15 protein-coding genes are annotated in these 14163 nt (G+C 48.2%); all 15 read right to left on the reverse strand.

Annotated elements, in window-relative coordinates; translation table 11 throughout:
- Positions 1–7 precede the first annotated feature (7 nt).
- The 15 genes from ACYQ2N_RS05900 to ACYQ2N_RS05970 all read right to left on the reverse strand — a co-directional run bounded on the left by ACYQ2N_RS05900 (position 8) and on the right by ACYQ2N_RS05970 (position 14160).
- Entirely contained in the window at positions 8–1147 is a 1140-nt protein-coding gene (locus tag ACYQ2N_RS05900; protein ID WP_459998133.1) for an acyl-CoA dehydrogenase family protein, read from the reverse strand.
- Positions 1148–1159: 12 nt separating this feature from the next.
- A complete protein-coding gene (locus ACYQ2N_RS05905; protein WP_459998134.1) occupies positions 1160–2368 on the reverse strand; it encodes a thiolase family protein in 1209 nt (402 codons plus the stop codon).
- 25 nt (positions 2369–2393) lie between these two features.
- Positions 2394–3170 carry a glucose 1-dehydrogenase gene (locus ACYQ2N_RS05910; RefSeq protein WP_459998135.1) on the reverse strand — a complete coding sequence of 259 codons (777 nt, stop codon included), beginning with the start codon at positions 3168–3170 and terminating at the stop codon, positions 2394–2396.
- Between the two features lie 44 nt (positions 3171–3214).
- Positions 3215–3997 carry an enoyl-CoA hydratase/isomerase family protein gene (locus ACYQ2N_RS05915; protein WP_459998136.1) on the reverse strand — a complete coding sequence of 261 codons (783 nt, stop codon included), beginning with the start codon at positions 3995–3997 and terminating at the stop codon, positions 3215–3217.
- Between the two features lie 338 nt (positions 3998–4335).
- The gene (locus ACYQ2N_RS05920; protein ID WP_459998137.1) at positions 4336–5262 is read right to left on the reverse strand and encodes a DUF4037 domain-containing protein; all 927 of its coding nucleotides are present in this window, start codon (positions 5260–5262) and stop codon (positions 4336–4338) included.
- A 17-nt stretch (positions 5263–5279) separates the two neighbouring features.
- Complete coding sequence (locus tag ACYQ2N_RS05925; RefSeq protein WP_459998138.1) at positions 5280–6263, reverse strand: tetratricopeptide repeat protein; 984 nt, start codon at positions 6261–6263, stop codon at positions 5280–5282.
- 64 nt (positions 6264–6327) lie between these two features.
- Complete coding sequence (locus ACYQ2N_RS05930; protein WP_459998139.1) at positions 6328–6957, reverse strand: DUF4125 family protein; 630 nt, start codon at positions 6955–6957, stop codon at positions 6328–6330.
- Positions 6958–6980: 23 nt separating this feature from the next.
- A complete protein-coding gene (locus ACYQ2N_RS05935) occupies positions 6981–7970 on the reverse strand; it encodes a glycyl-radical enzyme activating protein (RefSeq protein ID WP_459998140.1) in 990 nt (329 codons plus the stop codon).
- A gap of 43 nt (positions 7971–8013) precedes the next feature.
- Complete coding sequence (locus tag ACYQ2N_RS05940) at positions 8014–8223, reverse strand: hypothetical protein (RefSeq protein ID WP_459998142.1); 210 nt, start codon at positions 8221–8223, stop codon at positions 8014–8016.
- A gap of 9 nt (positions 8224–8232) precedes the next feature.
- On the reverse strand, positions 8233–9147 hold the full coding sequence (locus ACYQ2N_RS05945) for a glycyl-radical enzyme activating protein (protein WP_459998144.1): 915 nt from the start codon (positions 9145–9147) through the stop codon (positions 8233–8235).
- Between the two features lie 13 nt (positions 9148–9160).
- Entirely contained in the window at positions 9161–9379 is a 219-nt protein-coding gene (locus tag ACYQ2N_RS05950) for a hypothetical protein (protein WP_459998146.1), read from the reverse strand.
- An 82-nt stretch (positions 9380–9461) separates the two neighbouring features.
- Positions 9462–12026 carry a pyruvate formate lyase family protein gene (locus ACYQ2N_RS05955; protein ID WP_459998148.1) on the reverse strand — a complete coding sequence of 855 codons (2565 nt, stop codon included), beginning with the start codon at positions 12024–12026 and terminating at the stop codon, positions 9462–9464.
- Between the two features lie 31 nt (positions 12027–12057).
- Positions 12058–12234, reverse strand: coding sequence for a benzylsuccinate synthase gamma subunit family protein (locus ACYQ2N_RS05960; protein ID WP_460000479.1), 177 nt, complete (start codon positions 12232–12234; stop codon positions 12058–12060).
- 436 nt (positions 12235–12670) lie between these two features.
- Positions 12671–13507, reverse strand: a complete 837-nt coding sequence (locus tag ACYQ2N_RS05965) for a HesA/MoeB/ThiF family protein (RefSeq protein ID WP_459998150.1) — start codon at positions 13505–13507, stop codon at positions 12671–12673.
- Positions 13504–14160, reverse strand: a complete 657-nt coding sequence (locus tag ACYQ2N_RS05970; RefSeq protein WP_459998151.1) for an acetate--CoA ligase family protein — start codon at positions 14158–14160, stop codon at positions 13504–13506. Before ACYQ2N_RS05970 ends, ACYQ2N_RS05965 begins: the two co-directional genes overlap by 4 nt.
- Positions 14161–14163 lie beyond the last annotated feature (3 nt).

The following is a 14163-nucleotide window of genomic DNA, read 5'->3' on the forward strand; positions in this document are numbered from 1 at the left end:
TTGGTGCCTAATCCTGTTTCAGCAACGCGTTGGCTACAATTTGTCTCTGGATTTGGTTCGTGCCTTCATAAATCTGAGTAATTTTCGCATCGCGCACCAGCTTTTCCATCGGGTAATCTTTCATATAGCCATAGCCGCCAAAGATCTGAAGCGCATCGACCGTAACCTTCATCGCTGTATCACTGGCCATGCATTTGCAGGTTGCACTCAACATACTATCAACAGTACCCGCATCAATTTTCCCCGCCGCCTGGCGGACAAGTGCCCTTGACGCCATGATAGGCATAACCATATCGGCCAGCATGAATTGAATGGCCTGGTGCTCGGCAATCGGTTTGCCAAACTGAATCCTCTGCTTGGCATATTTTACGGCCTCATCCAATGCCCGCTGGGCAACACCGACAGCAGCGGCGGCAATTGTCGGCCGGGTGATATCCAGGGTACGCATCGCAATTTTGAAACCGTCTCCTTCATTACCCAAACGATTTTCGACAGGAACCCGCACCTCTTCAAACAGTACTTCCGCAATGTGAGAAGCCCGGTCCCCCATCTTGTCTTCCTTTTTGCCCATGGACAGCCCGGGAGTATCCCCTGGCACCAGAAAAGCTGTCAGACCTTTGATACCTCGGGTTCTGTCCGTGCTGGCAATGACTGTATAAAGATCGGCTATACCGCCATGCGTGATAAAACACTTCGTCCCGCTCAAGACGTAGCCCTTATCTACTTTGCGGGCTTGGGTCGCAATCGCGCTTGCGTCTGAGCCGGCGTTAGGCTCCGTTAAAGCGAAAGCCGCCAAACGGGCTGTTTTCGTAAAAGAAGGCAGAAACCTTTGCTTCTGTTCTTCGCTGCCGCTTATCAGGATGGGCGTCAGCGCCAGACTCGTTCCGCCAAAAGCTCCAAACACCCCCAAACAGCCGTAGGCCAACTCCTCATACACCAAAATCTCAGTCAGATGATCCAGACCCTGACCACCGTACTCTTCCGGTATGTTCAAGTTCCAAAGACCAACTCCAAAGGCCTTTCTTACCACCGCCCACGGAAACTCGGCCTTCTCGTCATATTCCGCAGCAACAGGAATAATCTCGTTCTTAGCAAAATCCCGGGCCAGCTTTTGAATTTCTTTTTGTTCCTCACTAAGTTCAAACAACTCTTCACCCCCCTAATCAACTCGCACAATAATTGCATCTCCTTGAGCCAACCCGCCACAAATGGCCACCGCGCCATATCCACCTCCCCTCCGTCTAAGTTCGTGAACCATAGTCATGACCAGCCGGGCACCGCTGGCTGTATTCGCGTGCCCTATGGCAATAGCCCCGCCGTTGACATTCAACCTGTCCCGAAGTTCCCGGAGTTTTCCCCGGTCACCGTCAGCCAACATCTTGCTGCTGACGAGAGTCACGGCCGCAAAAGCCTCGTTAATCTCCAGCAGCTTCATCTCCCCAAGCTTGAGATTCGATTTAACTAAAGCGGACCGGATCGCTGCCGCAGGTGCCTCTGCCAGAAGGTGAGGTTCTAACGCTATGCTTACTCCAGTCACCACCGTGGCTAAAACAGGCAAACCCAAACTCCGAGCTTTGCTCTTACTCATCAGGAGCACCGCTGTCGCGCCGTCATTGAGGCCGGGTGCATTGCCCGCCGTACAAGTGGGACTGCCATAGATCGTGCTGAGCTTGGCCAGCTTCTCCAAGGATACATCCGGTCTGTATTGCTCATCGACCTCTAAAGAAACGTCATCCCCCCCCTGCTTGCGTGGCACTCTCACAGGCATCATTTCCTCCTGGAACTTTCCGGCATGGTAAGCCTGCTCATACAGATGGTGACTGCGCACCGCCCATTCGTCCTGTTCCTGACGGCTCACCCCGTGCAACAAAGCCACTTCTCCGGCATCGACCGCTACCGGCGCAAAATCCTTATAGCCCAGTTCAAAAAGGGGATCTTCCATAACAACCGGCCCCATACGGTGGCCCGTAAATCTAAGATTCCTAACGATCAGCGGCATCTGGCTGAACGTCGTTACCCCACCGGCAATCACCACCTCTGCTTCGCCCGCCAAAATACCCTGACAACCCAGCCGAATAGCCGTTGTCGCCGAAACACAGGCCTTATCTAATGACAAAGATGACGTTTCCGGTGCCAAGCCGGCCTTTAAGAGCGTTTGCCGGGCAATCACCGGAGTATAGACATCTTGAAACGACGCCGTATCCCCCACACCCCAAAAAACATCATCCACCGAGCCGGTGTAGTTCACCCGGCGCAGCACTTCCTGCATGACTATCGCTCCGAGATCGACCGGGCTATAGTCTTTTAAACTACCGCCGTATTTGCCGAAAGGAGTTCTCACCGCACTCACAATGACTGCTTCTCTCATCCTTATCCCTCGCCTTTCTTATTCATCAATGGATGCTCCATCCTCCATCGATGTTCAGCACCTGACCGTACACGTAATCGGAAGCACCAGACGCCAAATAAACCACCGCCCCTTTCAGATCATCCTCATTCCCAAAACGTCCGGCAGGAATATAGTTCAAAAACAAATCGCGGCGCATCTCAATTACTTTTTCTGCCATGTGAGTCGGGAACCAACCTGGCGCAACCGCATTAACATTGATGCCGAAAGGTGCCCACTTAACCGCCAAATCTCTGGTCAAACTGATAATTGCCCCTTTGCTTGCATTGTAAGCTACCGCATCCATGACTTCTGCCTTGGCACCCATGATGCCCATGATGGAGGCCAGATTAATGATTTTCCCCCTACCCTGGCTTTTCATCACCTTAAAAGCTTCCCTGGCGGCGATAAAACTTCCAGTAAGATTGACATCAAGGACCTGCCTCCATTTATCAGTGGGGTAGTCGGCAGCTGCTGCTCCCCAGGTAACTCCCGCATTATTTACAAGTATGTCAAGGCGACCGAAAATCTCCCGGGTCCGGTTTACCAAGGCCACAATATCTTCCTCCCGCGCAACGTCACAAGCTAAGGGAACAGCTTTTACACCATACATCTCCCTTACTTCTGCTGCTACCTGTTCACACCGTTCAAGCTTGCGCGCCGCTAAAACCACATTGGCTCCGAACTGCGCCAGAGCCGTGGCCATTTGTTTGCCCAGTCCCTGAGAACCTCCGGTAACGATAGCCGTCTTGCCCGCAAGGCTAAATAAATCTTGTGCCTGCACTGTCCTCACTCCTCTTCTCTCTGACAAAAGGATTGCATTTCCTTTCACCTGCCGGTAAATTGCGGTGGTCTCTTGTCAAGGAACGCTTGCATTCCCTCTTTTTGGTCCAAGGTAGAGAAGCAATGAGCAAAACAATTGGCCTCAAACTCCAGTCCCCCGCTGCTGTCCGGACCCACTGCCCGCCGGATTGAACGCTTCGCCATGGCTAGAGCCACCGGTGCCTGCCGCGCAAGCCTTTGCGCCAGTTCCATAGCCGCAACCATCAACTGTTCTTCTTCCACCACTTTGTTGAGCAGGCCCAGGGCCAGTGCTTCCTCAGCGGTGAGGATTTCTGCCAGCAGAATCATCTCCTTGGCTTTACTCACTCCCACCAGTCCCGCCAGGCGCTGAGTACCACCGCTGCCAGGAATTATTCCCAGCTTAGTCTCCGGCAGGCCAAACTTGGCACTCCGCACGGCCAACCGGAAATCGCAGGCCAGAGCCAATTCAAAACCTCCACCCAAAGCAATCCCATTGACAGCGGCAATTACCGGTTTTGACATCGTCTCAATCAGCATGAGAGCTTCTTGAGCAATTGTCGCGAACTGCAGAGCCTGGTCGGCGGTCATGGACCTCATGGCTGTAATGTCCGCCCCGGCCACAAACGCTTTATTCCCTGCGCCAGTAATGATTACGGCTTTAACTGTAGAATCAGCCGTCAAGGCCAGCAGACTTGAGTTAAGCTCATGATACACAGCAGGGCTTAAAACATTAAGAATTTCCGGTCGGTTAATCGTGACAATCCCTATCCCATCTCTGATATCTGTCACTAAGTAAGCAAAATCCATCGTTTATAACATCTCACCTTCATGGTTAATGGTTATCCCCCACCGTTCATCTCTGACTCCATACATTATTGCAAGTTCCATGCCAAATTCTCATCCAGCCCCGTACACAAGGATTGTTAAAGAGTGTACGAAAAAAGGACAGTTACTCAAAAGAGCAACTGTCCCAATATAAAACATTTTATAAAACGTTTGGCTCCAAACAATGTGTCTCGTTGTCTCGTCTCTGTACAACTGTCCTGATATAAAACACTTTCCGTGGGCCAGGTATTTTTAATGCTCACATGCGAAAATTGTCATGGTGCTCATGCGTCACCAAAATGTACCTAAGTTCGTCAGTTTCACCCCAGCAATACGTGTCGTGCGCGCAAACTGGGATCCTTGATCTTTTGCTGAATAATCGGGCCGTGATCCTGGAGAAAATCGCTGGTTGAGTCACTCAAACCTTGGCGCTGAAATTCTCCTCTGATCGCGGTGCAGATTTTTTCAATTAAGGAATACTTTTCATCATAGTCAACGCTTGTGACAATGTCATTAACTGCCGTATAAACAAATTCCCCCAAGATGGGCAGGCAACGCAGCGCTCGGTGCATCCATTTAAAAAACGGCTTGTATTCCGAATTCAGCAAAAATACCACTGAGATAACATCCGAGCAGAACTTAGCTTCGGCATAACTGGCAGCCACATATTCCTTTCTTTTAACACAACGCCTGAAATTATACTGGCCGAACTGGGCGATGGTCATACAGCGGGAGGCAATCTTCTTCAACCGAACGTCTTCAGGATAAAATTCCTTAAGTTCATTTCTGAACCCAGTGAACTCGCCCAGAGGATCATAAAACACCTTGCCGTTTGTACAAACTGCCAGAACGTCTTCCGGGATGCGGAGCCACTCATCCAAGCTCGCCGGAAGCCGGTCGAGTCCGATAAAGCGTTGATAAAAACTCCCTATTTCAAATACTCCGACCCGGTTATCGCCAAACGCGCTCACCTGCCGCGGGCCGTACCCTGCAAAATCCCGGGGAAGTTCATTGATCTTCGCCCGAAGTGCATTTCCGATGGTTTGATAATCTTTTTGAGTGAGCCAGAGGCAAAACGATGGTCCCCAGTCGTGATCCCTGGAAATATCATCATCGAATCCAAAACAGTCTGAACCATCACCGACCAATCCTGCTGCAATCTTGTCTTCGTACTTGGAAAATTTTTCAAGGATCATGGGCATACCATAGTGATTAAAATATTTTTCTGCCAGTTCCAGACCCTGCACAGCCCATACTTCCTCCCTTATCTTACGTTTCCAAGCAGATTATCAATGTTCTTTCTAGTCATTTCAGCGCGGGAAGCTACTCCCAACTTTAGATATAGTTTTTCCGCCTGCATGAAATAGTTCAGGGCAGAGTTAAATTCACCTTTTACATACAAAATATAACCGATGTTGCCGAGCTCATTCGCTACGCCCAACTCGTGACCGATTTCCTTGAAAACAGCCAGGGATTCACGGTAGTGTTTCAAAGCCAGGTCGTTTTCAGAGGTGTCCCTAAAAACCGAACCAAGATTGCCCAGTTGTTCGGCTTCATCTTCCCGGGAACCGAGTTCTCTGAAAATGTTCCGTGCTTCTCTGAAATGAGTTAAGGCCTGATCATAGTCTTTCTGAGCCACAAATGTCAGCCCAAGGTTGTTCAGGCACCTGCCTGCTCCGATATTTCGCCCGGTTTCTCTGAAAAGTGCCAGTGCCTGTTGGAGACATTCTATGGCAGGTTCCAGTTCTTTCTTCTGATTGTAAATACCCTCCATTTTCAGGAGAATACCCAAAAGTATGTCAGCGATGTCCTCTCTCTCACCTGTCTCTTTAAGGGCTGGCAGAGCCTGGGTGAAATACTTTAAGGACTCATCCGGGTTTCCTTCAGCATAGTAGAGATGGCCGGTGTTGCTTAAAAAAGCACCCTCAAACCACCTGTTTTTATTCTTTTCGGCTAGGGCCAACCCCTTGGAGTAATGTTGAAGGGCTTCAGCAATCCTGCCGGAAATAAAAAACAGGTTCCCCCAGTTCAGGTAGACGGACATGGTGAGAAGAATGCCTGCCGCTTTTTTATAGGCTTCGTCTGCCTCGGTATACTGGTTAGAAGCGGATGATTTTTCTGCCAGGAGAAAATAATCCACTGCTTGGCGTACTGCTGCGCCTTGTTTGCTCAATTCATCTTCCAAGACCTGCAGCGTGGCTTTGATTAAAAAGGTGCCGTCTGACATAACTTGATATTCTTTTGCCATATTCACAGGCCTCTCTTGCATTTTAGAATAATTATCGCAAAATAATCCGGCTTCAGCGTTTGTTTTAAGAGTTTATCTTGGTTTTAATTTTTTCATTGGCCTCTTCCAAAGAATTAAAACCATATTGTTTCACCATAGAGTTAAGCGTAATTTCTGAACTATTTATATTTTCGGACTTTTGCTTTAAAACATTTTTGTAGTACAGTTCTAACGTCGTAAGCGAATAAGTGGCAAGTTCTCCCCGTAAATACGTTTCGATAGACGTTACAAACTGGCTGTCTTCTGTACTATGTATGGGTCTGCCCCTTTCGACAAGGTTAGGGTACTTGGCTGATAGTTCTTCCTCCCATTCCAGAACGATTTTAACAATATTGTCAATCAACTGAAGAGTTTCAGGTTCCAAAGCAGGGAGCTGATGCTCAATTCGATCATAATACTCCCATGGAGAAGTTGATTTCATCATGCGGGCATATTTTTCTGTTAGCAGGTTTCTTTTGTTTTCCTGGGCCTCAGAAAGGTCAGTCAGATAGCTTTCAAGAGCATCCTCTGCCCAACTAATAGCCTGGCTATATCTCATAATCTTAAAAGTTTCCGGATTTTCCTGACAAGACGCTTTGCCACCGATATTGGACACCTTATGAAACATGTTCCACTCAAGGTCAATGATCTTGGCAATTAAGGCTTCTTTCCTCACATTATTGCCTCCTCACCATCTGCTTATCCTCCCAGCCGATTCGGCTTCAAGCCGTTAGCTCTGAAAATCTCTTCAATTCTCTCCTGTTTCTCATCGGGATACCACTCGCCCACAGGGAAAGGATAATCCAAGCCGAGCAATCTGTAGCTCTGCCCGGCCCAGGGATGAAATGGCAGAATGTCAACTCCTTTTAAGCCCAACGCGCTGATAAACTCGGCAGTTTTTTTCATATTCTCAGCGGAATCATTTATTTCCGGAATGACTGGAACGCGCACCCTCATTTCCACTCCGCCCCTCGCAATTATCCGCCTGGCATTCTCCTGAATCAGCTCGTTTGATACTCCGGTAAACTCCTTATGCGCCTCAGGATCCATATTTTTAATATCCAAAAGCACAACATCGGTGTAATCCAACATCTCATCCAAAATATCCCATCTAACAAAGCCGCACGTATCTAAAGCGGTGTTAATCCCTTTTTCTTTAGCCGCCTTAAGCAGTGTCAGGCAAAATTCGGGCTGCGCCGTTGGCTCCCCTCCGGACAATGTTAGGCCACCGCCATCGGAATTTTCATACATAAGCCGCTCTTCCGCCACTTTCTCAATCACCTCATCGACGGTCATTATTTCTCCGGAAATAACGAACGCAGCTCGAGGACATGCTTCAACACATTGTCGGCAGCCAAGGCAACGTCCTTTATCTATCCTTATCTTCCTGACCATTTTATCTTCGATCTTCACAGGTATGTTTCCGGGATCATCTCCTGTCACGACACCTCCCTCATACCCCATATGCTCCACCACTTGCAGGGCACCGGTAGGACAGATGTCATCACACTGGCCACAGTCATTGCAATTAGACCACAGATGAAAAACCTCCGGATAATGTCTCACCCCTTCCGGGTTGTGACACCAGCGGCAATTGAGCCGACAGCCCTTGAGAAAAACAGTGGTTCTTACGCCTGGTCCATCGAACATCGTAAAATATTGGATATTCGTCACCACTCCTGTAATCATATCGTTCTCCCTCTCCTGTGCCGGGTGCTTTCCTCTACAAAAATTAGTTTCCAGGGAAGTGGAAATTCACTTCAGTTTTTTGATTTTCTTCAAAAAGCACCCGGTCGACATCGACAGCCAGTCTCTTGCCGCATTCCGGGCACTCCCGCACGGAAAGAACCGGACCGCAACACCTTCCTCCGCCGGCATACTCCATGCCAGCAATTTTAAACTCGGCTAACCTTCTTTCATATCCACATTGCGAGCATTTCATCTTTTCCGTCTACCCCCCAATGGTAACCTCAAAACCAGAGTTTTTAAGTATTTTCTCGAATTCTGCCACATCCTCTGGAAACAAGGCTTCTACTTTGGCAAAAGCATAAGCTCTGTCCAGTTGTTTGTATTTGCCTTCAGCCCAGCTATGGAAAGGCATAAGGTCAAGTCCTTCCACTGCAGACCCCAATTCTTTGGCAAACCGTCCTACTTCTTCAATAAAACTCATCTTATCATTGACGCCGGGGATTATCGGCAGCCGTAACCTCATCTTCTTCTTTGCGGCCGCAATTTTTTGGGCGTTACGTAGAATGATTTCATTCGGCACGCCGGTTACCTCCTGATGTTTCCGCGAATCCATGCACTTGATATCCAACAGAACCAGATCGGTATAACGAAGCGCCTGCTCCAAATCCTCCCAAGGAGCGAAGCCGCTGGTGTCCAAACAAGTATGAATCCCAGCGTCTTGCGCCCGTTTTAACAGTTCGGCTGTGAATTCCGGATGGTAAAGACACTCACCGCCTGATACAGTTAACCCTCCCCCAGAATTATCATAGAAAGCCCTGTCAGATTCAATCTCCTTCATTAATGCGTCAATACCCCAAACTTTCCCAACAATTTCCAATGCACCATAGGGACATTCATTCACACAAATCATACACCGAGTACATTTTTCCCGATCTCGTTTGGGAAACTCCCCATCCTGATAATAAACGGCTCCTTCAGGACAGACGTTAGCGCAATGCCCACATTTCAAACATTTCATTTCCATGTGATAAAATTCCTGATAGGAATTAATACATTCAGGATTATGACACCAGGTACAGTGTAAAGGGCAACCTTTCTCGAAGACGGTCGTTCTGATCCCCGGACCATCATTGGTGGAAAATCTCTGCACATTGGTAATCAGCAAATTTTTATCCATCCCTATCATCCTTTTAATTGCTTTCCTTTATGAACTCCCTATGGGACGGTTTTTTCTCGTAATGCTCGCAGGCCTCATCGCGCAGGTTGATCATCCTGCCCGGTACCATCATCGCGGCCGAACTGGTTGTTGACTCCTTTTCATCGGCCTCCCTGATCCCATAAATACAATACCCTTCCATGGGTTGGGCAAGACCCATCCGCCCATAGCGGCACTCTTTACACTTTGCCATTTCCTTCTCTCCGTTTCTTTAAAAATTATTTGATGGATGGGATGAAGAATCAATTCCCCATCCCATCTTTTTCTTCTCGGGCTTATCCCAGTTCCTGCACGTTACGACCGATAATCGCATCCTGACCCATCTGGGACAAAGAGATAAACCGAGCACTGTAGCCGGCAATTCTTACGATCAAATGTTCCCATTTTTCCGGCTCCTTCTGGGCAGCACGCATGTCCTCAGTTCGTACGACATTGAATTGCACATGGTCAATACCCAAATCATGCCAAGTCTTCATATAGGCACTCCAGGCATCAAATCCTTTTTCGGACTCCCTCATCAGCGACACCGGCAAACGTTGATTGAGCTGATCGCCTTTGATCCTGCTGTTGGGAAGTTTGCTGACACTCTTCAAGACTGCTGTCGGGCCTTTTTTGTCAAGCCCCATGTAGGGCGAGCATCCGCCATCATGCAAGGACTCTCCATGCCGACGGCCAAACGGTTCCGCCCCGATGATGGAACCCAGGGTAACGAATGAGGACACCGATTGCGGCACCAGTTGGGCCCCTTTTTCCCCCCCGACCATTTTGACATCCTGAAATACATCACAGGACATATTCATAAACCAACTGGCTATTTCATCAACATAATCATCATCATTGCCCCATTTGGGTGCAGCCAGAAACTCCTGCCTCATGTCCTCGTATCCCTGCCAGTTGGCTTGAAGTGCCTCAAGCAGCTGCGCCATCGTATATTTCTTTTGGTCAAAAACCCAATACTTAATCGCCGCCAGATCATCAACAACCCCCATAGGTCCGGGATAATAATCGGCCCAAGTGTTCGAGTAGGGCTTGTGCCGTGCATAAGCTCCCACTCCCTCTTCAACATTCCAGTCATCCATCACAGCCAGGAACGGGCTTTCCAACCTCTTGCCTTCGGCATAGCTGGTTATTTCCTTATTCATAAACATGAGATGGGAATTGTGTTTGAGCTGTGTCTCCACTGCTTTCAACAAGTCTTCCCACGTAAACTTGCTGGCATCGCCTGTATGCGCCCCCACCTGCTTGTGGCTAAACCAGGAATCAAACCCATCGCTTAAGGCCATCGTCCCCACGGCAGGACCGACTATCCCTGAACCGCCCTCATTTCTTGAATGCTGGGTCGATCTCCGGCCTGTTACTCCGGGAGCCATGCACAGAACCAAGGCCCACCGCGCCGCCACCTCAGGCGGCCATCCGTGATACTCGATGCTGTGCCTTGTGTTTTTCTCATGATGTTTAATCGATGGGAAGCCATAACCCTGGGAGATGCACTCAAAGACCAGTCGTCTCGTTTTTTCATTAATCTTCGGCGAATACTTGAACGCGACCGAGGGCTCATTGGTATGAATATTCAAAGTTGCCTCAAGTATGGCGTCTGTAAGATCATTGCACATGTCCTTGCCGTTCTCATCCAAACCGCCAAGGGTCATAATATGAAGGTCGTTAATTCCGGCATGGATAATCCGCATCCATCTTCCTTTTGTTACTCCGCGCTCACTTACTTTGAGCCGCTCACTTTCAAGCAGTTCGATCGCCTCATCGCGCGTCATCGGCTGCGCTGTTTTATCGATAACACTTGCCTTGTAGTAAGGCCACATCAGATCATCTTCCAGATGAGAGTAGCCGGAACCATAACGCTCGATATTTTGGGCGACCTCAAAGCTGAACCATTTGGACTGCATAGCGTCCTTAAAACCCCGAGCCGGTTTTGCGGGAACATTGTAGCAAATTTCAGCGGTTTCCAGCAGTTCTTTCTTTCTTTGCTGCGCTCCGACCACACTATCACTCAAGTCAAACTCTTCAGCAATGGTCTTCGCCAGCCGGCTGTATCTTCTCGCCCAGCCGATCACCGCCTTGGCAGCAACAACCATAGCCGTCCAGTTGTCAATCTTTTCGAAAAGGGGGATGTTCTCCTCACCCCTCCAAGGGTATTCCTTTAATTTATCCCTGGCGTTTCTGATATTTTGCTCGCACCACTCAATCCTTTTCTCCAGCCCGTCTTCAAGGACGCTCTGGTAGGGCGGACAGGCGCTCGTATAAAAATGATTCCACACTGGCGGCTCCCCGATCACCCCCGTGTTAAGCTTCTCAATATCTTCAGGTTCCATGTACCTCTCACACATGGCTGAAAGCGACCATTGTTTCCAATACTCGACCATTTCCACTCCCTCATCATAGAGTTCCGGGGGAGTAACCGTATCATCCTCCAGATAATCAAACATATTCGCGGCCCCACCCTCCGGATAAAGTTCCATCTTATCCGGACGCTCATTGTGGTTCCCAACGATGATTTCCTCATCCTGGATATAGATACTGCAGTTTTTCAGATAATGCTCAAGGGATTTTGCTCTGATCATTACCGGCACTTCACCGGCGTTTACTTTATGCGCCTCGGTATATAAACGGGCGCGTTCCAAAGAAATCTTGATTTCTTCCCTCGTATACTCTCCCCCGGCAGTATGCGCCCACCGGCAGCGCTTGTAAAGATGCTTTGTTTTGGGTGTGCTTCCCGGCCCTTCCTTAAGCTTTTTGTCCCATAAGGCCTTCCCTAAGGGCTGACCCTTTTTGGCTTCCAGTTTCAGTTCCCGCGTTATTTCCGCCTGCACTGTAGCACTCGCCATCGCTTATTTCCCCCTCTGATTTTTATTGTTTTCACTGCCTATTTTGTTTCGGTTTAAATTCGGCACAATTTGAATCTTCCTTCACTTTCGCAGTATGCCAGTATTTACCTTTATTATCTCGCATTGTCTTGACACAGTCCCCAGTTCCTCGTTCGTGATCCCACTCCGTGTCTGGGATAGGATGAAAACGTTCACATTCTTTACACATCGCCACTTTTTAATGCCCCCTCTTCAACATACTACTGATTCACTTTGTTTATACTTTTCGCTTCCCCTCAGTTGCCTAAATTTTCATTACTATTCACCTCCTCGTATTATCAAACAACCATTGCCACAATACTGTCTGCTTGAAGCGGTTTAATACTAATAATTCTAATAATTCTAATAATTATGAAATTTTTTTACAAACTTTATTTAGAAGCTAATACAATTTCAAAGAGGTATTCTGCACCGTTTATCCATGACTCCACCTTATTGCAAGTTCTATGCCAATTTTATCTTGTAGCCCATATTCAGGGATTGCCAGAAAGTGTACGAAAAACGGACAATTATTTCAAAGAACAACTGCCCGAATATAAAACACTTTACTCTGAACAATGTATCTTGTGCCTTATTCACAAGAAATGTCCCATAATGAGACATAATCAAGGCGTTGGCTCACACCATGATGTATCCACCACACTACAGACTGGGCACAGGGGGCTTCTTTTCACGTCCACGTTAAGAAGGTCAAGCTTGAGCGCGTTATAGAGCACTAGCTTCCCAACCAGCAAGTCCCCATGACCAAGAATGTACTTAAGTACTTGGGTAGCCTGAATCATACCAATTACACCCGGTACTACCCCAACAACTGGGATAGGTTTATCAGGTGGGGTTGGCATATTAGGGGAGAGGCAATTGTAACACGGAGTTAATCCTGGAATTATAGTCATCATTTGCCCTTCAAAACCAGATACCGCGCCGTAAAAGAAAGGTTTACCAGAGTGTACACACACCTGGTTCATCAGGAAACGGGCCGGGAAATTATCGCTACAATCGACGACCATATCGTAATCCCTTACTGTCTGTTCGGCGTTCTGTTGAGTTAATCTCATCGGATAAGCAAGCACTTCTATGTCCGGGTTCAAATTCTTGAGGGCTAGCCGGGCAGATTCTGCCTTAGCCCGCCCGATATCTCCGTTCCTATGTAGAACCTGACGGTTCAGGTTGCCCAGATCTATTGCATCACTGTCCACAATTCCGATTTTACCAATACCGGCAGCCGCTAGATAGAAACCTACAGCGGAACCCAATCCTCCAGCCCCTACAAGAAGAACCTTGGCAGCCTTAATTTTTTGTTGTCCTTTTATCCCAACTTCAGGTAAAATTATCTGTCTTTGATATCTTTCGAGTTCTTCCTCGCTTAGTTCTACCCCCGTTTTAACCATAACTACCTCCGATTTGTACTTTCTCCCCGCCCATTGCACCAAGGCTTGGTTCATGTACAATCTTCTACCGTTACTCGCACATCAATTAAGATCAAACCGTTGGGGCCGACAATAACCGGGTTAAGATCAATTTCTTGGATTTCCACGTGCTCGTTAATCAAATTACCCAGGTTAACAAAGAGGGCAGCTAGTTCTTGGCGGTTGACGGCCGGCCATCCCCTGTACCCATCCAAAAGCCGGCGGCGCGGCCAGCGTTCTAGCATAGCCAGTGCGGCCTGAACGTCTAAGGGTGCCATAGCAAACACAACTTCATTCAACACTTCGACCAATGTACCTCCTAAGCCAAACATTAAGACAGCCCCAAAAGTCTGGTCCCGACGGGCTCCCAGTACTAATTCGATTCCAAGAGGAGCCGTAGGCTGTAAAACAATCTCGTTTTGGCCCGGCCACCCTTTCATCAGAGCATCTAACTCCGCGTAAACTCCGGTAAGTTCTTCCGCATTGTTTAAGCCCAAGCGGACAAGCCCTTGTTCCTTTTTATGAGAATTAAAGGTGGAATATCCTTTTAATACGAGAGGGAAACCATATTTTTCGGCTCCTTTGGTCAAATCAGCTTTTACAATTGTCTCACCGCTCATGACAATACCATATAATGCCAGTAGCTTCTGAGCCTCAGACCAACTTAATAACGTCGTATTTTCCGTCATCCT

The organism is Paradesulfitobacterium aromaticivorans, assembly GCF_054657415.1.